The organism is Streptomyces sp. L-9-10, from assembly GCF_004151105.1.
Classification (GTDB): Bacteria; Actinomycetota; Actinomycetes; order Streptomycetales; family Streptomycetaceae; genus Streptomyces.
The window spans coordinates 363,613-382,725 of sequence record NZ_PHRF01000095.1 but is presented as its reverse complement, the minus strand read 5'-3'; the positions used below and the strand labels follow the sequence as shown (position 1 = coordinate 382,725).

Genomic DNA, 19,113 nt, shown 5'->3' with positions numbered 1-19,113 from the left:
AGTTACGCCCCGGTACGAAAGATCCGGGGTGCCATGTGCGTGCCGTCGAGATGACGTAAGCGTGCCGTACGAGTGGCGATGCTCACGTGTGAGGCCCTCTGGACAGATGGGCGGATCAGTCGGATGATCAAATGAGTGCGGTCGGCACCGGATGAGCGGCTACGAAGCATCCGGGTCGCAGCCCCCAAGGGGCACAACCTCAAAGAACCCTCATCAAGGAGCGATCGTGGCGCGCGACATCGCGGCTCCCAGCACCAGCACCAGCACCGTCCCCACCAACCACCAGGAGCTGATCTCCTGGGTCGACGAGATCGCAGGAATCACGCAGCCGGACAGGGTGGTCTGGTGCGACGGGTCCGAGAGCGAGTACGAGCGCCTGTGCGAGGAGCTCGTCGCCAAGGGCACCTTCACGAAACTCGACCCGGTCAAGCGGCCGAACTCCTACTACGCCGCCTCGGACCCCTCCGACGTGGCACGCGTCGAGGACCGCACCTTCATCTGCTCCGAGAAGGAGGAGGACGCGGGCCCGACCAACCACTGGAAGGCGCCGGCGGAGATGCGCGAGATCTTCACGGGGGACGACGGCGTCTTCCGCGGCTCGATGCGCGGCCGGACGATGTACGTCGTGCCGTTCTGCATGGGACCGCTGGGCTCACCGCTCTCCGCGATCGGCGTCGAGATCACCGACTCCGCGTATGTCGCGGCCTCCATGCGCACCATGACCCGCATGGGACAGCCGGTGCTCGACGAGCTGGGCTCCGACGGCTTCTTCGTGAAGGCGGTCCACACGCTGGGCGCGCCGCTCGCCGAGGGCGAGGCCGATGTGCCGTGGCCGTGCAACTCCACCAAGTACATCTCGCACTTCCCCGAGTCCCGCGAGATCTGGTCGTACGGCTCCGGCTACGGCGGCAACGCCCTGCTGGGCAAGAAGTGCTACGCGCTCCGTATCGCCTCCGTCATGGCGCGTGACGAGGGCTGGCTCGCCGAGCACATGCTGATCCTCAAGCTCACGCCCCCGCGGGGAGAGTCGAAGTACGTCGCCGCGGCCTTCCCCTCCGCGTGCGGCAAGACCAACCTCGCCATGCTGGAGCCCACCATCTCCGGCTGGACCGTGGAGACCATAGGCGACGACATCGCCTGGATGCGGTTCGGCGAGGACGGGCGGCTCTACGCGATCAACCCCGAGGCGGGCTTCTTCGGTGTCGCGCCCGGCACCGGCGAGCACACCAACGCCAACGCCATGAAGACCATGTGGGGCAACTCGGTCTTCACCAACGTGGCGCTCACCGACGACGGCGACATCTGGTGGGAGGGCATGACGGAGGAGCCGCCCGCGCACCTCACCGACTGGAAGGGCAACGACTGGACACCGGAGTCCGGCACGCCCGCCGCCCACCCCAACGCCCGCTTCACCGTCCCGGCCGGGCAGTGCCCGATCATCGCGCCCGAGTGGGAGGACCCCAAGGGGGTCCCGATCTCGGCGATCCTCTTCGGCGGCCGTCGCGCCTCCGCCGTACCGCTGGTCACCGAGTCCTTCGACTGGCAGCACGGCGTCTTCCTCGGAGCCAACGTCGCCTCCGAGAAGACGGCGGCCGCCGAGGGCAAGGTCGGCGAGCTGCGCCGCGACCCGTTCGCCATGCTGCCGTTCTGCGGCTACAACATGGGCGACTACATGGGCCACTGGGTCAAGGTCGGCTCGGACGCCGCGCGGGAGGGACGCGAGTCGAAGCTGCCGAAGATCTACTACGTGAACTGGTTCCGCAAGAACGAGGCGGGCAAGTTCGTCTGGCCCGGCTTCGGTGAGAACAGCCGCGTCCTGAAGTGGATCGTGGAGCGGCTGGAGGGCACGGCGGAGGGCGTCGAGACCCCGATCGGCATCCTGCCGACCAAGGAGGCCCTGGACACCGACGGCCTGGCGCTGTCGGAACCCGAGCTGGACTTCCTGCTCTCGGTCGACAAGGAGGTCTGGCGCGAGGAGGCGGCTCTCGTCCCCGAGCACCTCAACACCTTCGGCGACCACGCGCCCAAGGAACTGTGGGACGAGTACCACGCCCTGGTCGAGCGCCTGGGCTGACGCCCACGCGGCCACGCACCGGCACCCGCTGCCCCGTACCCCCGGAGCCCCCGCACGGCTCCGGGGGTACGTCAGTGCTTGCCCCGGTCCTCCAAGTACCGCGTATGTGTCTCCTGTCTGCGCGACTCCGCCTCCCGCAGCGCCGTCGCCAGCGCGTGCGCCTCGTCGTGCAGCACCGTCAGCTGGCGCTCCAGATGGCGTTCCGGCGGCTCGGTGCCCGGCTGGAGGCGGGTCCACCAGCGGGTGCGTACGAAGGTGTCCACCGACTCCGGGATGTCCTGGCGGACCGCCCTGGACAGGGTGTGGACCGCCTCCGGGTCCACGGCCAGGGCGTCCGTGACCCAGCCGGGCTCCAGCAGGGCGGCCAGCGTTTCGGTCAGCTCCGCCAGCCGGCCGGCCGCCGCGGGAGGCAGGTCCACCTCGCCCAGATAGGCCATGAGCTGCTCGAAGTCGCCGCGCAGTTCGTCCAGTTGCTCGGAAGGGTCGGTGAAGGGCGGCGCGTCGGGGCGCTCGGGCGGGGCGAGCAGCGCGCCCGCCCCGTACAGCCCGGCGACGACCACCGGCCAGTACGCGCCCGCGAGTCCGGTGAAGGTGAGGGCCAGTCCCGCCAGCCCTGCCGCGCCGCCGGTGAGGTTCTTCCGGGACTCCACGTACCTGAGGAATCTACTGGTAGCCACGGATCTCCTCGAAGGCCCCGTCGAGCGAGCCGCGCGTCGCGTCGAACAGCCGCCCGCCCGTCAGTTCGGCGATATGCCCGAGCTCCGCGCGGTCCGAGTCGCCGAAGAGGATCGGGAAGACGGGCGTGGCCCGCCGGTCCTCCGGCAGCCCCGCGTAGAAGGCGTCGAAGTCGGCGGGACCGCTGCCCGCGGTGTTCTCGCCGTCCGTCATCAGCACGATCGAGGTGAAGGCGTCGGCGCCGCCCGCGCCCAGCCGCGCGTACGCCTCCCGCAGGCTGCTGTAGATCGCCGTGTCGCCGGACGCGGTCAGCGAACCGGCGTCCGCACGGATCCCGTCCAGCGCGGTGGCCGGGTCGCCCGGGTCCACCGTATGCGTACGGATCCGCTTCACCGACGAGCCGAACGGCATCAGCGTCACCTCCTCCCGGTCCCGGAAGCGCTCCCCGGTCGCGGACTCGTCCGTGCCCGTGAGCCCGGCCAGCGCCGCCTTGAGCCGGGACAGCCGCTCGCCCTCCATCGAACCCGAGGTGTCCAGTACGTACACGGTGCGCGAGGGCCGGCGCAGCTGGTTCTCGTACGCGTCGAGCAGCCCGTCCGCGACCGAACGCGAGCCGGGGAAGGGCAGTTCGCGCCGCTTCTCGGTGCCGAGACCCGCCGCGGGCCTCACCGACGGGACGACCGGGCGGCGGAACGTCTCCTCGGTCAGCGCCCGCTGTGCCTCCGGGCCGCGCAGATACGAGGTGAGGGCCTGGCCGGACTCCCGCGCCTCCTGGGGCGCCGACGTCAGCAGCGTCAGCGGGTAGTCGGCGGTCACCACGCCGTCCTTCGGGCGGATCACGGTGAGTCCGGTATGGCTGTCGCGGTTCATGGAGAGCAGCACCGACTCGTAGTTGACCAGCGCGTCCACGCTGCCGCGCCGGGTGTACGCGGTCGCCAGCCAGCCGGAGGAACCGGAGGTCAGCTTCTGCCCGGTGAAGAACTCCTTGAGCTTGGGCGCCGCCCGGCGCACATCCGCGTCCGTCAGCGCGGCCTGCGCGCCCGACAGCCCGGAGGCGACCGAGATCAGCGCGGAGAAACCGGAGTTGGAGCGTACGGGGTCGGTCATCCCGTACGTCAGCTTCCCGGCCCGCACCGCCTGGTGCACCTGTGACCAGGTGACCTCGTCCGGCCGCCAGCCGAGCCGCGCGACCGTGGCCGCCTTGACGCCGAGGGCGACGGGGGAGGACATGACCGAGGTCTCGTTGCTGAGGCGCTCGGCCGTGCCCGGGTGCAGCCGCAGATAGTCGTTGGACGACAGCCACACCGCGTCGTACTTCCCGTCGGCCCTGCCGGACGCGATCAGCTCGGCGGCGTCCAGCGTGCCGGTCCAGGTGGGCCGTACCTTCACCCCGGTCCTCCGCTCCGCCTCGTCCAGCACGCCCCGCATGTCGGCGAGTTCGCTGGAGGCGAGCACCCGCAGGGTGCCGGGGTGGTACGCGGTGTCCGCGCCGTCGTTGCGGGGATCCTTCGAACCGCCGCCCGGCGAGCAGGCGGTGACGGTGGCGGTGGCGGTGAGCAGCGCCGCGATCAGCGCGGCCGTCAGCCTCGGCCGTCGTCTCACCGAAGGCCGTCTTCCCGTCACTTCAGACCGCCTTCCAGCGCGCCGGCGGACCGGGTCCGCTCCAGATGCGTGCTCGCGATCCGGAGCTCCGCCGTCAGCGACTCCACGGTCGTCGCCATCGACTCCGTCGCCTGGATCTTGTACGTGTCGATCGCGTCCAGCGTCCGGTAGATCTGCTGGAACGCCGACCGCAGCGTCTCCGCCCCGACCGCCGGGTCCGCCGCGATGCGCTGGATCTCCCCGCTCTGGGTGGCGAGCATCTCCGCGTTGCCCCGGATCAGGTCCTCGGTGGTCGAGCGCAACACGTTCACCTGCTCGGTCACCTTGCGCTGGTTGTCGAGAGCCGAGGCCAGCATCACGGCGATCCGCAGCGCCGAGACCGTGGTGGTCGCGGCCCGGTCGACGCCCTTGATCAGCTCCTCGTTGTTGCGCCGTACGACATCCATCGCCAGATAGCCCTGCGCGCACACCGCGAGCTGGGTCAGCAGGTCCTGGTGCTTCTGCCGGACCGGGAAGAGGACATCGGCGCGCAGCGCGTCGGCCTGCGCGGGGTCGATCAGCTCGGCCGCCGCGACGCGCTCCTCGATCGCGGTGTCGAGCGCGTCGGTGAGGACCGCGTACTCCTGGAGTTTGCCCATGGTCTCCCACAGGCGGGTGCGCTCGGTGTGCAGCGCGGCGTTGTCGCGCCGCAGTTCGTCCTGGCCGCCCCTGAGCGAGCTGACGATCCGGTTCAAGGTGGCCTGTGAGGAGGCGTACTTGGCGGCGTGGTCGCGCAGCCTGTTGCCGCCGGGCAGCCTGGAGAGGAGCTTGCGCGCGCACTTGCCCGGGGTGTCGCGCGGGTCCAGGTCCTCGACCGTACGGCGCAGTTCGACGAGCGAGGACGACACCCGCGACTGCGCGTCCTCGCCGCCGGACGCGAGCGAGCGGACCGTACGGTCCAGCATCCGGTTGGACTGCTGGGCGGCGCCCCGGATCTCACCGGAGCCGAGGGCCGCGATCTCCCCGACGCGCGTGGTGAATTCGGGCGAGCGCGCGTCCAGACCGGCGAGCGAGCCGACGTAGTCCGTGGCGCGCCGGGTCATCTCCTCGCGTACGGAGGCGTCGATCGGTACCAGTCCCGCCGCCTGTTCGGAACGTATCGGGGCGACGGGCTCGGGCGGCGTGAGAATCAGCTCGCTCGGCGCGCCCGCCGTGTTCTCTGTGGTCATCTGGTCCCCCTGAATATGAGCCGAGCCTGAGCATGTGCCGGTGCCGGTGCCGGTGCCGGTGCGGGTGCGGGTGCCGGGAAGGACGGCATCAGGACCGGCTCCGCCGCGCCATCGCCTGGAGCCACTCGGTGGTGGGCACGGGCGCCTGGTGGACGCCGGCCAGCGTCTGGTTGAGATAGTCGGTGTGGGCCGCGGTCGCCGCGGTGAACTCGGCCGCCGCTCCCTGCGGGCGGAAGCCATGGCGTACCGCCAGCTCGCGCAGCCGTTTGTCCTTAGTGAGCAGCTCGCCGAGCGCGCGGCCTTCGCCGGTGAGCGGGACGAGCGTGTGGGCGCTGTTGACCGTGGTGTCCGGATAGAGCACCACCAGGTCCCCGACGTCCTGCTTCTGGAGCAGCAGCGAGGCGACCTGCGACTCGTACACCAGCACCAGCGGATTGCCGGCGCCGCTGATGAAGTCACGGAACGGCGCGTCGGAGCTGGTCTGCTGGGCGCCCTGCGGCGCGATCAGCTTCCTGAGCAGCGGCGCCGTACGGCCGACCCCGGCGGCGTCGGTGACGAGTCCGCCGTTGGCGACGAAGGACGCGGCGGCGAGATAGAGCGCGCCGGAGTTGGAGGTCTCGGGGTCGGTGCTGCTGATGAACACCGTCCCGTTCAGCTCGGCGTGCGCCGAGGCGCCCTTGAGCTGCTGCCAGGTACGGTCCGCGCGGACCGCGTCGAGGAACGGGCGCATCCGGAGCGTGCCGCGCGCTGCCGCGCCCGGCTTCCCGTCGAGGGCGGCCAGCCCGTTGCGCGCCAGGACCTCGGCGACCGGGCGGTGCGCGACGACGACCAGCGGCGAGTAGAAGGGCCGTAGCGGGCTGCCCGGCACCTTGTACTTCGTGTCCAGCGCCGTGGCCGGGGCCTCGGAGGCGGGAAAAGCGAAGTCGTAGCCCTTGAGGGGCAGTTCCTCCATGGCCCAGGAGCCCGAGGTCTCCGTCCTGACGGTGAGGCCCTTGTCCGCCAGGGCCTTCACCACATCCGGATCGGCGAAGAACTCGCTCTTCTCCGAACCGATCACACCCCGCACGGTCTTCGTTGCCGTGCCCGTTCCCGTGCGCGTTCCCGCGTCTTCCCGGCCTGCTACGACGGCCGCTGCCACGCCGCCGATCAGCAGCACCGCCAGAACGATTCCCACGATGCGTTTCACGAGGGAAGCGTGCTCCCAGAAGCCTATGTTCTGGGGTGAGTTGGATGTACGTACGGTGAAGGGCCCATCCCGGTGCGGAACCGGAGGGATCCGTTCATCACCGGAGGGATCTCTTCATCCGGACGCGACCGGGGCCGGGCCGGATCCAAGGTCAGGCCGGGGCCGGGCCGGGGCGGCGCCGCGTCGTGTGTGGCGCCCGGTCCGCGCGCCTCCGCGGCCCGTGGACCGGGGCCGTCAGTGGGCGGCGACGAGCCGCGGTTCGCGCAGCGCGGCGGTGTGCGCGTCCATGCGCTCGGCGGAGAGGATCGCCGCGGCGGTGTCGGCGCGCGAGGCGGCGACGACCAGGGCGCGGCCCGCGAGGGCGAGCGCGCGGCGGTGCAGCGCGGCCGGATCGGCGCCGGTGAGCGCCGCGTGCCGGGCCGGAGGGGCCCCGCGCAGCCTGGCGATCTGCGCGGCGATGGACTCGGCGGCCTCGTCGAGACCCAGCTCGTCCGTGACGGCGAGCAGCGCGGAGAGATGCCCGGCGAGCTGGATGTTCAGCTCTTCCTCGCGGGTGCGGTGGGGGAAGTCGGCGGTGTCGGCCAGCGCGTGGACCGACTTGGTACGGATCGGCTCGTACATGGGAGGGCCTCCTGGCATGGTCAGGAGACCATCCTACCTTGGATTCAGTCTAAAGTTGAGTGCAGTCCGGAGAATGTCGGTAGCCCGGGTCACGGCTGGGAGTACCCCTCCAGGAACGTGCCGATCCTGGTCACCGCGTCGGCCAGGTCCTGGGCCGCGGGCAGCGTCACGATCCGGAAGTGGTCCGGCTCCGGCCAGTTGAACCCCGTACCGTGCACGACCATGATCTTCTCGGCGCGCAGCAGATCGAGCACCATCTCCCGGTCGTCCTTGATCTTGTAGACCTTGGGGTCGAGCCGGGGGAAGAGATAGAGCGCGCCCTTGGGCTTCACGCAGGTCACGCCCGGGATCGAGGTGAGCAGGTCGTACGCGGTGTTCCGCTGCTCCAGGATCCGGCCGCCCGGCAGCACCAGATCCTGGATCGACTGCCGGCCGTTCAGCGCCGTGGCCACCGCGTGCTGCGACGGCATATTGGCGCACAGCCGCATATTGGCCAGGATCGTCAGCCCCTCGATATACGACGCGGCGTGCGCCTTGGGCCCGCAGACCGCCAGCCAGCCGGAGCGGAACCCGGCCACCCGGTAGTTCTTGGAGAGCCCGTTGAAGGTGAGGGTGAGCAGATCGGGCGCGACGGCGGCGGTCGGGGTGTGCGTGGTCCCGTCGTAGAGGATCCGGTCGTAGATCTCGTCGGAGCAGACGATCAGGTTGTGGCGGCGGGCGATCTCGGTGAGCGCGCCGAGCATCTCCTCGCCGTACACGGCGCCGGTCGGATTGTTCGGATTGATGATCACGATCGCTTTGGTCCGATCGGTGATCTTCCGCTCGATGTCGGCGAGGTCCGGCATCCAGTCGGCCTGCTCGTCGCAGCGGTAGTGCACGGCCGTACCGCCCGCGAGCGAGACCGACGCGGTCCACAGCGGGTAGTCCGGAGCGGGTACGAGCACCTCGTCGCCGTCGTCCAGCAGCGCCTGCATCGACATCTGGATCAGCTCGGAGACGCCGTTGCCGAGGTAGATGTCCTCGACGCCCAGCTCGATGCCCTTGGTCTGGTAGTGCTGCATCACCGCGCGCCGCGCGGACAGCAGCCCCTTCGCGTCGCCGTAGCCGTGCGCGCCGGACAGGTTGCGGAGCATGTCCTCAAGGATCTCCGGCGGGCACTCGAAGCCGAAGGCCGCGGGGTTGCCGGTGTTGAGCTTGAGGATGCGGTGGCCCGCTGCTTCCAGCGCCATCGCCTCATCGAGGACCGGGCCCCGGATCTCGTAACAGACGTTGGCGAGCTTCGTCGACTGGATGACCTGCATGGCGGCCACCTTACGGCGCCGCGGGCGGGGGTGCTCGGTGGTTTTGGCCACGTCCGAACCACTTCGCCCCCCACCGCGCCGCGAACAGCGCGCGGGAGAAGCAGAGGCCCCGGATGTCAGGAGCCGGGACCTCTGCGGTCAGGGGGTGGGGACGGGGCCGGGCCGGGAGGGCGTGCTGCTCACGATCGCGGCTCGGCGGCGTCCCGCTGGGCGAGGGTTTCCCTCAGGCGGGCGGGGGTGGTGAAGAGGTGGCCGTGCATGCCGGCGGCGCGGGCGGCCCGGATGTTCTCGTCGCGGTCGTCGACGAAGAGGACACGGCCGGGTTCGAGGCCCAGGGCGCGGAGGCACCATGCGTAGGCACCCGGCTCCGGCTTGGCGTGGCCGATGCGGCAGGAGAAGGCACGTACCTCGAAGTGCTTCAGCCAGCGGTGCTGCTCCTCGTAGTGAACGGCGAGCTCTTCGGGGATGTTGGACAGCAGCGCGATCCGCCGGCCGGCCGCCGCCAACTCGCCGACCAGGGCCACCATGTCGTCGTCGACGGCGTTCCAACTGGCGATGTCGGCCTCGACGAGAGCGGCGATCCGGCGGTCGTCGAAGTGGGTGCCGAGGAGGCCGGCCGCTTGGCGCCAGTACTCGGGACCGGTCACCTCGCCGCGGTCATAGGGGGGACGAAGTGCCCAGTAGGTCTCCCAGAACGCCGGGGCGGGCACGCCCGCCGTCGCGGTCAGCCGGTCCTGCCCCGCCGGGGACTGATGCCGCGCGATGACGCCGAACAGGTCGAAGAGGACCGTGTCAGTCACGCGGTCACCCCTTCCGCACGGTGACACCGGCCGTGGCCGGTGCGTCGGTCTGCGCTCATGTCCCACATTGAACATCACGCGTGTTTGAAACGCAATCTTGCGAACGTGTGTGATGTTCGATCGCGCGCATTGGCGGTGGTGTCCTGCCGTCGCCGCGGTGGGTGCCCGGGTGGTGCGGGGCTCTGGTCATTCGCGCTTACTTAAAGTAAGGTACTGAAGGAAATCGGCCGGGTCCCGGCCGGTGGCAGCTCTGCCCTGCCCGCCCCGCCCGGCCGGTCCTCATGAGCCCGCGCCCCGCGCCCGGCGGTTGCCCCCTATGTCTTCCGAGAGGTCATCGTGTTCATCGCCTATGCCGTCGTCGGCATCCTGCTCGCCGTCGCCCTGACCGGCTCCGCCGTCGGTACCTTCACCCGGCAGGAGAAGATCGTCGGCTCGATGCTCGGCCTCGGCGTCCCCGAGAGCTGGCTGCCGCGCCTCGCCACGCTGAAGGCGGCGGGCGCCGTCGGCCTGGTCGTCGGACTCTGGGTGCCGCTGCTCGGCGCCGCCGCCGCGATCGGCGTGGTCCTCTATTTCATCGGCGCCGCCGTCACACACCTGCGGGCCAAGGACTACGCGATCGCGCCGGTCGTCGTCCTCTTCCTGCTCGCCGTCGCCGCGCTGGTGCTGCGGCTGGCCTCGGCCTGAGGGCGATCCCGGCGCGCCGGGAAGCGTTCCGCGCCGCGACGGCCGCGTGCGTGGTCATGGAGCCCGATCCCTTTATGAAATCGTTTGTTAAACTTGCTCTCATGGATGAGCGAACGGGACCAGGTATCGGTGAAGGGCCGGCGAAGGCCATCAGCGTGTCGCTGCCCGAGGGCACTGTGCGGGCACTGCGCGACAGCGCGGGTGGCCGTGGTGTGTCCGCCATAGTGGCCGCGGCTGTTGAGGAACATCTGCGCAATCAGGCGACATCGGCGTATCTGGAGGAGTACGAGCGGGAGCACGGCGCCTTCACCCCCGTGGAGAAGCAGGAAGCCGCGGACGTCTGGGCGCGGGCCGAGCAGCGGGAGGGGGAGTGGCGCGAGGCCGTCTGACGGGTGGGGGCAGTCTGGTGCTCGACAGCCAAGGGCTCTCGCTCTACCTGGAGCAGGACCGGGCTGTGATGAATCTGGTGCGGTCGGCGGTCGACCGTGGCGCGGACCGTGTTGTCAGCGGTGCGACTCTCATCGAGGTCCAGCATGGGCGTATCAAGCACGCTCGCTGGAACTACGTCCTCTCTCAAGTGCGTCTGGAGCCGCTGAGCGTGGGGTGGTCCAAGGAAGCGGCTCAACTGCTCCAGGAGACCGGGTTGCACGGACACAAGTACGCCTTGGACGCGATGGTCGCCGTCACCGCGATGCATCAGCCCGGTCCGGTGGTGATGCTCACCTCGGATGTGGATGACATGTCCAAGCTCTGCGGGGCGCGCGTGGCGCTCGTGGCCGTCTGAGGTGTGGCGGCCGGCCTCGGCCTGAGCGATCCGAGGACGCCCGGAATGCCCCCGCGACCGGCATGTGCGTCATGTGGTCGCCGGGGCATTCGTCTTGCGGGCGTCTACCGTCGCCGTGGGCGGCTCGGTCCACGGGTCACGCGCCAGAACTGATGAGTGGTGAGCTGGTATCGCTCATGACCCGGGTTCTCCGCCGTGTGGTTCAGCGCCCACGCTTCGGTGATCCGCCGGACGTCGTCCACCGGGTCGGAGGTTTCGTTGCAGTCCTCGCACTCCACCATGAACCGCGCCTCGGGCTTGTCGTCACCGGAGTCCGTACGCAGTACCAGCGAACCGACACGGTGGATCGGATCACCATCGGTCTTCGTCGTCACAGTTCGCGCAGTCCTTCCAGGACGCGCCGCGTGAGCGCGGTGTCGGTCGGATCCGCTGGGCGGGGACGTTCTTCGTCCAGTACGTGCACCTCGGCCGAGAAGCCGAACTCCAGCCGGTCGAGCAGCGCGTTCCGGAGCACGTCGTTCTCGCAGAGAGCGTGTGGGGACGGGAGGATGACGTGGACCGCGCCGGTGGACCGGAGCACTTCGACCAGCTCGTTGAAGGCGTCGAGCGAACCGGGAACGAACTCGTGGTAGATGGCGGTCAGTCGCAGGCCGTGCTCGTCCGCGAAGCGCTTCATGTCCCGTTCGAGCGCATAGGCCTCGTGGTCGTCCGCGTCGGAGAAGACGCGCATATAGCCGTAGGCCAGCGGCCGTTGCTCGTCCGTTTCGGGGTTCATGACGCTTCTCCGTCGAAGGCCGCGTCCGTGGGAGCGGAAATCCGCTTGAACTCGAACCACACGCTCTTGCCGATGACGCGGGGAATCACGCCCCAGCGATCGGTGATCGCGGCGACCACCTGGAGGCCACGGCCGCCGGTGGCGTACACACCGCGCGGAGACTGGCGGTTGATCCTGGGCATGCCGCTCGCCCAGTCGCGTACCTCGGCCCGGAGACGGTCTTCGTGCAGGCGGTACGTCACCGTGACGCGGCTGCCCTTCGCGGCGCGGCCGTGCACCACCGCGTTGGTGACCAGTTCGGAGACTGCCATCTCCAGGGAGTCACGTACTTCGAGGAGTTCCCACTTCTCGGCTAACTCACGAGCGTGTGTACGGGCGATCGCTACTGCCGGTCGATAACGGCGATATTGCGTCAGCTTCGTTCGCTGAATGGTCATTGCCACTCCCTGGGGGGCGGGTTCGGGTGGCGATGACGTGCCTCACGTGTCTGATTCGTAGAGTCACGAGACGCCATGGTGAGTACTCTGCACCTCGACCCCGGCAAAGTGTCAAGTACCCACTTTGGTACACGTCGAAAGCTTGTTGCCCTCACAGTTGACGGGCGGCACACTTGACCTGCAAGAAGTACGAGGAGGCGGCCCGAACGTGCCCATCAACAGCAACCCGACGATGCGTCAACGACGGTTGGCCAGACGTCTTCGCGATCTGCGAACGGCGGCCGGGCTGACGCACGCCGACGCGTCCAAGGTGCTCGGATCAGCCGAATCGAAGGTCGGCCGGATCGAGAACGCGCAGTCCGGAATCCGGCTGCCGGATCTTCGTGCCCTCATGGACGCCTACGGCGTCACCGACCCCGACGAGCGAAACGACATCGAACTCCTGTCGCGCGAGGCGAAGCAGAAGGGATGGTGGTCGCGCTACGCCAATGTCGTCGACGCCGGGTACGCGGCGTACGTCGCCGTCGAATGGGACGCGTCGGAGATCTACAACGTCGAGACCAATCTCATCCCCGGGCTGTTGCAGACTCCGGAGTACACGAAGGCGCTCATCGAGTTGCAGGCGCCGGACGTCACGCCCGAACAGGTGGAAGTACTGATCAACGTCCGGAGCGAGCGCCGGACCATCCTGACCCGCAAGAATCCGCTTCAGCTGTGGGTGATCATCTCGGAGGGCGCGCTGCGCCATCGCGTCGGCAGCTCCGCCGTGATGAAAGCGCAGCTGGAAGCCCTGGTGGAGGACAGCCGGCAGGCGAACATCCAGTTGCAGGTGCTGCCGGACGAGGACCCCATGAACGCCTGTCTCTTCGGCCCGTTCGTCATCATGAGTTTCCCGGCCTCGGCCGAGACCGACATCATCTACGCGGATTCTCCGACCAGTACGACGTACTTCGAAGAACCGGCCGAGGTCGAGACGTATACGACACTGTTCCGTCGTCTCAATATGGCCGCGGCGAATGTCACCAAGTCAAGGGCGCTCATCCAAGGCGCCATCAAGAAATGGGATAGCTGATGAAGCCGTACATCGAGTCCGTTTCGGCCGCTGGGCTGGAGTGGGTGAGGTCCTCGTATTCGGGAGCCAACGGCAACTGTGTGGAGGTTGCCGTGCCGTTCGGCGGCGGTCGTGCCGTGCGTGACAGCAAGAGCCCCGGCGGGCCCGCCCTGCTGTTCAGCGCCGACGAGTGGCAGGCGTTCGTGCGCGGCGCGGCGGACGGCGAGTTCCACTGATCGCGGTCGCACGCGGTTCGTCCATGACCAGGAGCGCCCGGCCACCGTGGTGAGCCGGGCGCTCTTCGCCGCCGGTCGGCGGAGACCGTTGCGTCAGGGTGTGCGGCGTACCGCGCGGCCCGCCAGGACGTTCGTGCGGCGGCCGTCCTCGATCACGAACCTGCCGTCGATCAGTACGTGCGGGATGCCCACCGGCAGCGTGCGCGGTTCCTCGAAGGTGGAGCCCGCGGCGACGGTGTCCGGGTCGAAGAGGACCAGGTCCGCGCGGTAGCCCTCGCGGACCAGGCCCCGGTCGGGGAGGCGGAGCCGGGCGGCCGGGCGGCCGGTGAGGTGGGCCACGCACTCCTCCAGGGTCAGGACGCCCAACTCCCGTGCGTACCGGCCCAGATACTGCGGGAACGTGCCGTAGGCGCGCGGATGCGGCTTCGCGCCCTGGAGGATGCCGTCGCTGCCGCCCGTGTGGACGCGGTGGCGCATGATCTGCCGGACGTTCTCCTCGTGCCCCACGTGCTGGAGGATCGTCGAGCCGAGCCGGTCCTCGATCAGCAGCCGGCGGGCCGTGGTCCACGGGGCCTCATCCGCCCGCGCCGCCGAGTCCGCGACCGTCCTGCCGACATGGTCCGCGAGACCGGGCGCCGAGACACCGGAGATCTCGATGGTGTCCCACTCGATGGGCACGCCATGACAGCCGTCCGCGCCGATGACCTCCATGTGGTGGCGGATCCTCTCGGCGGTCGCCTCGTCGCGCAGCCGCTCCAGGATCGCGTCGGGGCCGCCCTCGCTCGCCCAGCTGGGCAGCATCGCGACGAGCGTCGTACACCCGGGGGTGTACGGGTATGTGTCGAGCGAGATGTCCGCGCCCGCGTCCAGGGCCTCGTCGAGCAGCGTGAGCAGCTCGGGCGCCCTGCCCTTGTTCACGCCGAAGTTCATGGTGGCGTGGGCGAGATGGAGGGCGCAGCCCGCGTCCCGGGTGAGCGTCACCATCTCCTCGTACGCCTGGAGCGCGCCGGCGCCGTACGAGCGGTGATGCGGGCAGTAGTAGCCGTCGTACCGCGCCACCACCCGGCACAGCTCGGCCAGCTCCGAGTCGTTCGCGTACATCCCGGGCGTGTAGGTCAGCCCCGAGGACATCCCGACCGCGCCCTGCTCCATCGACTCGGCCACCAGCCGCTTCATACGGGCGAGTTCGGCGTCCGTCGCGGGCCGGTCGTCCCAGCCGACCGCGTACATACGGACCGTGCCCTGCGGGATCAGATACGCGGCGTTGACCGCGATGCCCCCGCCGTCGAAGCCCTGGCCCTCGAAGGCGCGGTCGAGCCGGTCGAGATAGCCGCCGACCGTCCGCCAGTCGAAGTCGATGTCCGAACCGTCGCCGTTCCAGCCGGTGATCGCGCGCCGGACCTGTGCGAGGGTCGTGTCGTCCACGGGCGCGTACGACAGCCCGTCCTGGCCGATCACTTCGAGCGTGACGCCCTGCGCGGCCTTCGCGGAGTGGTCGGGGTCGCGCAGCAGGGCGAGATCGCTGTGCGCGTGCATGTCGATGAAGCCGGGGGAGAGGGCGAGCCCGGCGGCGTCCAGGACGCGGGCGCCGGACGGGCGCGGCTCGCCCTCGCGCCGTATCGCCGCGATACGGCCGTCCTGGACGCCGACATCGGCGCGGTACGAAGGGCCGCCCGTGCCGTCGACGACCCGTACGTCGCGAATGACGAGATCCATGTGCGAAGGCCCCTCGGTGGTCGGTGGTCGGAGGTCGGAGGTCGGAGGTCGTCAGGGTTCAGGGTTCGGGGTTCAGGCGGCAGCGGTCAGAAGAACGTGCGGATGAGGTCGATGACCGTGCCGTCCGCCTCCACCAGCGGGATCAGCTGCCACTTGTCGAACGACGTACAGGGGTGGGACAGCCCCATCCCCACCCAGTCGCCGACCTCCAGGGCGGCTTCCGGCGCGGTGGTCAGCCAGCCGTGCTGGTCGGACAGGCCCGTCACCGTGATCCCCGTAGCCGGACGGATCTCGCCGGTGCGGCCGTCCCGCACCACCTGCGCCACCGGCAGATCGAGGTCGTACGCCGCGTCCCGCTTCCCGGCGTTGACGAACGCCTGTCCGGCCGACGGACGGGAGACACACTGCGCCCAGAGCCGGAAGGCGGGCTGGAGGGACCCCTCCTCGGGGACGCGGTTGAAGGGGGTGAGATGGCGGTAATGGCCGTCGTCGTGCGAGACGTACGCGCCGGAGCGCAGCAGCTTCAGCACGGGCCGGGAGAGGGCGGGGATCTCCGCGAAGACATCGGCGACCGCGTCGAACCAGGCGCTGCCGCCCGCGCTGACCACGATCTCGTCCGCGTCCCCGAACCGCCCCGCCGCGTCGAACTCGGCCGCCAGCGCGACCAGCCGGCGCAGCCAGGCGCGGACCGTCTCGCCGTCCGCTCCCGGCACCTCGCCCTCGTAACCGGCGACCCCGGTCAGCCGCAGGGTCGGTACGGCCGCCACCGCGTCCGCGACGGCCGCGCACTCCGCCTCCGTACGCGCGCCGGTACGCGCCCCCTCGCCGGCGCCCAGCTCGACCACGACCGCCACCGGGCGGCCGGCTCCGGCGGCCCGCAGGGCCTCGTCCATCAGCTCGACACCGCGCACGGAGTCGACGTAGCAGACGAAGCGGAAGCCGGGGTCGCGGTCCAGCTCCGCGGCGAGCCAGCGCAGCGCCGCCGCGTCGACCACTTCATTGGCGAGGAAGATCCGCTGGATGCCGAACGCCCGGTAGACGCGGACCTGGTGGGGCACGGCGGCGGTGATGCCCCAGGCGCCGTGCTCCAGCTGGCGCGCGAAGAGCCGCGGCGCCATGGAGGTCTTGCCGTGCGGGGCGAAGGCGAGGCCGTGGCGCTCGGAGTAGGTCTCCAGGAGCGCGAGGTTGTGCTCGACCGACTCGGCGGAGAGGGCGAGGACCGGGGTGGTGAAGCCACCGGTGAACAGGGAGCGGCGCTCGGCGGCGAGGGCGCCGACCGTGAGGCCGTCGGCGTCCGGGGGGAGGGCCTTGAAGCGGTGGTCGACGCGCTCGTCGCTCAGCTCCTTGAGTCCCTTGAGCCTGCCGGGCCCGGTGGACTCGTTCAGCCCGTTCAGCCCGTTCAGCTCGTCCGGCTCGTCCATCCCGTTCAGCTCGTCCGTTCGTCGGCCTGCGGCCATGGAGCCTCCCCTATGTCGATCTCATTGCAGCTCGTTGCAGTACATGCAATGGCCATTGCGCATATCGCTGAGGGCTGTCTAACATCCGAGCCGACAGCGGGTCAATGGTGACCCGTCACGGTGACCGACGCAGGTCGGTCGAGCGGCGAGGAGCCCCAGAGTGACCGGAACCGTAGACACGGACCTCCACCCCGGCGTGGATGTCGTCTGCCTCGGTGAATCCATGGTCACCTTCCTGCCCTCGCTCCCGGGCCGCCTCGCCGACGTCCCCTCCTTCGCCCGTACGATCGGCGGCGCCGAGTCCAATGTCGCCTGCGCGCTGGCCGCCGCCGGGCACACCGTCAAGTGGGTCAGCCGGGTCGGCGCCGACGGCTTCGGCGATCATCTCGTCGACGCGATCGCCGCGTACGGGGTCGACACCTCGGGCGTACGCCGCGACCCGGACCGGCCCACCGGCGTCTACTTCCGTACGGCGACGGACCGGGCCACCGACGCGCACGAGGTCGCCTACTACCGTGCGGGCTCCGCCGCCTCCGCGATGGCGCCGGGGACCCTGTCGTACGACGACCTGTGGGCCGGGCGCGTGCTGCACGTGTCCGGCATCACGGCCGCGCTCTCGGACGACTGCCTCGCCCTGATGCGTGAGCTGACCGCCCGCGCGCCGGGACGCCCGCTGCTCTCCTTCGACGTCAACCACCGGCCGGGGCTCTGGCGCGACGGCTCGGGCGCCCGCGTGCTGCTGGAGCTCGCCCGGGGCGCCGATCTGGTCTTCGTCGGTGAGGACGAGGCGGCCGAGGCGTGGGGCCTGCACGGCGGGGACGCGATCCGGGCCGCGCTCCCGGAGCCGGCGACGCTGGTGGTGAAGCGGGGGAGCGCGGGGGCGACGGTGTACGAGCGCGACGCGGGCGGCGCCGGCGCAGGCGTGGACAGCGGCCTGGACGGGGGTGCCGGCCAGAGCGTGGGCAGCGGTCCGGACGGGGGTGCGAACGGGGGCGTGGGCAGCGGTCCGGACGGAGGCGCCGACACCGTCACGTCCGTACCCGCGCTGCGCGTCGATGTCGTCGCGCCCGTCGGCGCCGGGGACGCCTTCGCCGCCGGATTCCTCTCCGCGACCCTCCGCGGTCTGCCCGCCGCCGACCGGCTCCGGCACGGTCACCTGATGGCCGCGGCGACCCTCACCGTCCCCGGAGACCTCGGCACGCCCCCCTCGCGGGTGGACGCCGACCGGCTCGTGGACCTCGACGACGCCGCCTGGGGCACACTTCGTCTCGGCCCCGGGTGGACGGCGGCCACGGAGCAGGAGGTACGTACCCCATGAGCCAGACCGTCGACCGGGCACTGAGCATTCTGCCGCTGCTCGCCCAGGGCCCCGCCGACCTCGGGAGGGTCGCCGACCGGCTCGGCGTCCACAAGTCCACCGCGCTGCGGCTGCTCCGTACGCTCCACGAGCACGGGCTCGTCTACCGCCAGCAGGACAACCGCTACCGCCTCGGCGCACGCCTCTTCGCGCTCGCCCATGAGGCCGTCGAGAATCTCGACATGCGCGACATCGCCCACTCCCATCTCGTCGCGCTCAACGGCCAGTGCGGCCACACCGTCCATCTCGCCGTGTACGAGGACGGCGAAGTCGTCTACATCGACAAGGTCGAGAGCCGCTATCCGGTCCGGATGTACTCGCGGATCGGCAAACCGGTGGCGATCACCGTGGCCGCCGTCGCCAAACTGCTGCTCGCCGACCTCCCCGAGGCGGAGCGCCGCGCGCTCGCCGAACGCCTCGACTACCCCCTGTACACGCCCCGTTCGAGCCCCAACGCCGCCGCCTTCCTCAAGGAGCTGGCGACCGTACGCGAACAGGGCTGGGCCACCGACCTCGGCGGCCACGAGGAGTCCATCAACTGCGTCGGCGCACCCATCCGCGGTGCGGACGGCCGGGTCGTCGCCGCCATGTCGGTCTCCGCGCCGAATGTCGTCGTCACCGCGGAGGAACTCCTCACCCTGCTCCCGCTGGTGCGTCGTACCGCCGACGCGATCAGCGGGGAGTACTCAGGCACCACCTATCCCAGCAAGGACGCTTCATGACCGACAAGACCGGATCGACCGCCAAGACCGCGCTGACCCCGTCGACCCACACGACCCCGCCGGCGAAGTTCTCGCACGGCGTCCGCAAGGGCAACATCCTCCAGGTCGCGGGCCAGGTCGGCTTCCTCCCGGCCGTCGAGGGCCAGGCACCCACCGTCGCGGGCCCGACCCTGCGCGAGCAGACCCTCCAGACCTTCGCCAACGTCAAGGCGATCCTGGAGGAGGGCGGCGCGAGCTGGGACGACGTCATGATGGTGCGCGTCTACCTCACCGACGTGGACCACTTCGCCGAGATGAACGAGATCTACAACACCTACTTCGGCGAGCAGGGTCTGAAGGAAGCGCCCGCCGCCCGTACGACGGTGTATGTGGGCCTGCCCAAGGGGCTGTTGATCGAGATCGACGCGCTGGCCGTCCTCGGCTGAGC

At 70.2% G+C, this 19,113-nt stretch carries 21 protein-coding genes; 9 read left to right on the top strand and 12 right to left on the bottom strand.

Features of this window, described 5'->3' with window-relative positions; translation table 11 throughout:
• Nucleotides 1–226 precede the first annotated feature (226 nt).
• Nucleotides 227–2,074, top strand: a complete 1,848-nt coding sequence (locus CU044_RS23100; RefSeq protein WP_129770625.1) for a phosphoenolpyruvate carboxykinase (GTP) — start codon at nucleotides 227–229, stop codon at nucleotides 2,072–2,074.
• A 71-nt stretch (nucleotides 2,075–2,145) separates the two neighbouring features.
• On the opposite strand, the gene CU044_RS23095 is transcribed toward CU044_RS23100, so the two are convergent.
• From CU044_RS23095 to CU044_RS23065, 7 genes are all read right to left on the bottom strand, one after another.
• Complete coding sequence (locus tag CU044_RS23095; RefSeq protein ID WP_129770624.1) at nucleotides 2,146–2,751, bottom strand: hypothetical protein; 606 nt, start codon at nucleotides 2,749–2,751, stop codon at nucleotides 2,146–2,148.
• On the bottom strand, nucleotides 2,738–4,351 hold the full coding sequence (locus CU044_RS23090; RefSeq protein ID WP_240045782.1) for a VWA domain-containing protein: 1,614 nt from the start codon (nucleotides 4,349–4,351) through the stop codon (nucleotides 2,738–2,740). Before CU044_RS23090 ends, CU044_RS23095 begins: the two co-directional genes overlap by 14 nt.
• Before the next feature lie 17 nt (nucleotides 4,352–4,368).
• Entirely contained in the window at nucleotides 4,369–5,559 is a 1,191-nt protein-coding gene (locus tag CU044_RS23085; protein ID WP_129770622.1) for a toxic anion resistance protein, read from the bottom strand.
• Nucleotides 5,560–5,647: 88 nt separating this feature from the next.
• The gene (locus CU044_RS23080; RefSeq protein ID WP_193564059.1) at nucleotides 5,648–6,772 is read right to left on the bottom strand and encodes a hypothetical protein; all 1,125 of its coding nucleotides are present in this window, start codon (nucleotides 6,770–6,772) and stop codon (nucleotides 5,648–5,650) included.
• Between the two features lie 207 nt (nucleotides 6,773–6,979).
• Nucleotides 6,980–7,366: a hypothetical protein gene (locus tag CU044_RS23075; protein WP_129770621.1), complete on the bottom strand. Its 387-nt coding sequence runs from the start codon at nucleotides 7,364–7,366 to the stop codon at nucleotides 6,980–6,982.
• Nucleotides 7,367–7,455: 89 nt separating this feature from the next.
• Nucleotides 7,456–8,667: a pyridoxal phosphate-dependent aminotransferase gene (locus CU044_RS23070; RefSeq protein ID WP_129770620.1), complete on the bottom strand. Its 1,212-nt coding sequence runs from the start codon at nucleotides 8,665–8,667 to the stop codon at nucleotides 7,456–7,458.
• A gap of 179 nt (nucleotides 8,668–8,846) precedes the next feature.
• Nucleotides 8,847–9,467, bottom strand: a complete 621-nt coding sequence (locus CU044_RS23065) for an HAD family phosphatase (RefSeq protein ID WP_240045781.1) — start codon at nucleotides 9,465–9,467, stop codon at nucleotides 8,847–8,849.
• Nucleotides 9,468–9,803: 336 nt separating this feature from the next.
• On the opposite strand from CU044_RS23065, the gene CU044_RS23060 reads away from it, so the two are divergent.
• The 3 genes from CU044_RS23060 (at nucleotide 9,804) to CU044_RS23050 (ending at nucleotide 10,935) form a co-directional block, all read left to right on the top strand.
• On the top strand, nucleotides 9,804–10,151 hold the full coding sequence (locus CU044_RS23060; RefSeq protein ID WP_129770618.1) for a DoxX family protein: 348 nt from the start codon (nucleotides 9,804–9,806) through the stop codon (nucleotides 10,149–10,151).
• Nucleotides 10,152–10,252: 101 nt separating this feature from the next.
• Nucleotides 10,253–10,540 (top strand): hypothetical protein, encoded by a 288-nt coding sequence (locus CU044_RS23055; RefSeq protein ID WP_129770617.1) that lies wholly within the window; start codon nucleotides 10,253–10,255, stop codon nucleotides 10,538–10,540.
• Complete coding sequence (locus tag CU044_RS23050; RefSeq protein WP_129770616.1) at nucleotides 10,522–10,935, top strand: DNA-binding protein; 414 nt, start codon at nucleotides 10,522–10,524, stop codon at nucleotides 10,933–10,935. The genes CU044_RS23055 and CU044_RS23050 overlap by 19 nt, the downstream gene beginning before the upstream one ends.
• Before the next feature lie 104 nt (nucleotides 10,936–11,039).
• Here the strand turns inward: CU044_RS23050 and CU044_RS23045 are convergent, their stop codons facing one another.
• The 3 genes from CU044_RS23045 to CU044_RS23035 are packed head-to-tail and all read right to left on the bottom strand — an operon-like array spanning nucleotide 11,040 to nucleotide 12,147.
• Nucleotides 11,040–11,309 (bottom strand): hypothetical protein, encoded by a 270-nt coding sequence (locus CU044_RS23045; protein ID WP_129770615.1) that lies wholly within the window; start codon nucleotides 11,307–11,309, stop codon nucleotides 11,040–11,042.
• Nucleotides 11,306–11,710 carry a recombinase family protein gene (locus CU044_RS23040; RefSeq protein WP_129770614.1) on the bottom strand — a complete coding sequence of 135 codons (405 nt, stop codon included), beginning with the start codon at nucleotides 11,708–11,710 and terminating at the stop codon, nucleotides 11,306–11,308. Before CU044_RS23040 ends, CU044_RS23045 begins: the two co-directional genes overlap by 4 nt.
• On the bottom strand, nucleotides 11,707–12,147 hold the full coding sequence (locus CU044_RS23035) for an ATP-binding protein (protein ID WP_129770613.1): 441 nt from the start codon (nucleotides 12,145–12,147) through the stop codon (nucleotides 11,707–11,709). Before CU044_RS23035 ends, CU044_RS23040 begins: the two co-directional genes overlap by 4 nt.
• Before the next feature lie 124 nt (nucleotides 12,148–12,271).
• Here CU044_RS23035 and CU044_RS23030 point away from each other — a divergent pair, with 124 nt between their 5' ends.
• Together CU044_RS23030 and CU044_RS23025 are read left to right on the top strand one after the other, a co-directional pair.
• On the top strand, nucleotides 12,272–13,219 hold the full coding sequence (locus CU044_RS23030; RefSeq protein WP_240045780.1) for a helix-turn-helix transcriptional regulator: 948 nt from the start codon (nucleotides 12,272–12,274) through the stop codon (nucleotides 13,217–13,219).
• Nucleotides 13,219–13,434, top strand: coding sequence for a DUF397 domain-containing protein (locus CU044_RS23025; protein ID WP_129770612.1), 216 nt, complete (start codon nucleotides 13,219–13,221; stop codon nucleotides 13,432–13,434). The genes CU044_RS23030 and CU044_RS23025 overlap by 1 nt, the downstream gene beginning before the upstream one ends.
• A 93-nt stretch (nucleotides 13,435–13,527) precedes the next feature.
• Here the strand turns inward: CU044_RS23025 and CU044_RS23020 are convergent, their stop codons facing one another.
• Both CU044_RS23020 and CU044_RS23015 read right to left on the bottom strand, forming a co-directional pair.
• Nucleotides 13,528–15,150 carry a D-aminoacylase gene (locus tag CU044_RS23020; protein WP_129770611.1) on the bottom strand — a complete coding sequence of 541 codons (1,623 nt, stop codon included), beginning with the start codon at nucleotides 15,148–15,150 and terminating at the stop codon, nucleotides 13,528–13,530.
• An 86-nt stretch (nucleotides 15,151–15,236) separates the two neighbouring features.
• Nucleotides 15,237–16,607 (bottom strand): amino acid deaminase, encoded by a 1,371-nt coding sequence (locus tag CU044_RS23015; protein ID WP_240045779.1) that lies wholly within the window; start codon nucleotides 16,605–16,607, stop codon nucleotides 15,237–15,239.
• Nucleotides 16,608–16,767: 160 nt separating this feature from the next.
• Here CU044_RS23015 and CU044_RS23010 point away from each other — a divergent pair, with 160 nt between their 5' ends.
• From CU044_RS23010 to CU044_RS23000, 3 genes are read left to right on the top strand one after another with little or no spacing between them, the layout of a single operon-like run.
• Nucleotides 16,768–17,925, top strand: coding sequence for a sugar kinase (locus tag CU044_RS23010; protein WP_275670214.1), 1,158 nt, complete (start codon nucleotides 16,768–16,770; stop codon nucleotides 17,923–17,925).
• Nucleotides 17,922–18,686, top strand: a complete 765-nt coding sequence (locus tag CU044_RS23005) for an IclR family transcriptional regulator (RefSeq protein WP_129770610.1) — start codon at nucleotides 17,922–17,924, stop codon at nucleotides 18,684–18,686. The genes CU044_RS23010 and CU044_RS23005 overlap by 4 nt, the downstream gene beginning before the upstream one ends.
• Nucleotides 18,683–19,111 (top strand): RidA family protein, encoded by a 429-nt coding sequence (locus CU044_RS23000; protein ID WP_129770609.1) that lies wholly within the window; start codon nucleotides 18,683–18,685, stop codon nucleotides 19,109–19,111. The genes CU044_RS23005 and CU044_RS23000 overlap by 4 nt, the downstream gene beginning before the upstream one ends.
• The last annotated feature ends 2 nt before the right edge of the window (nucleotides 19,112–19,113 follow it).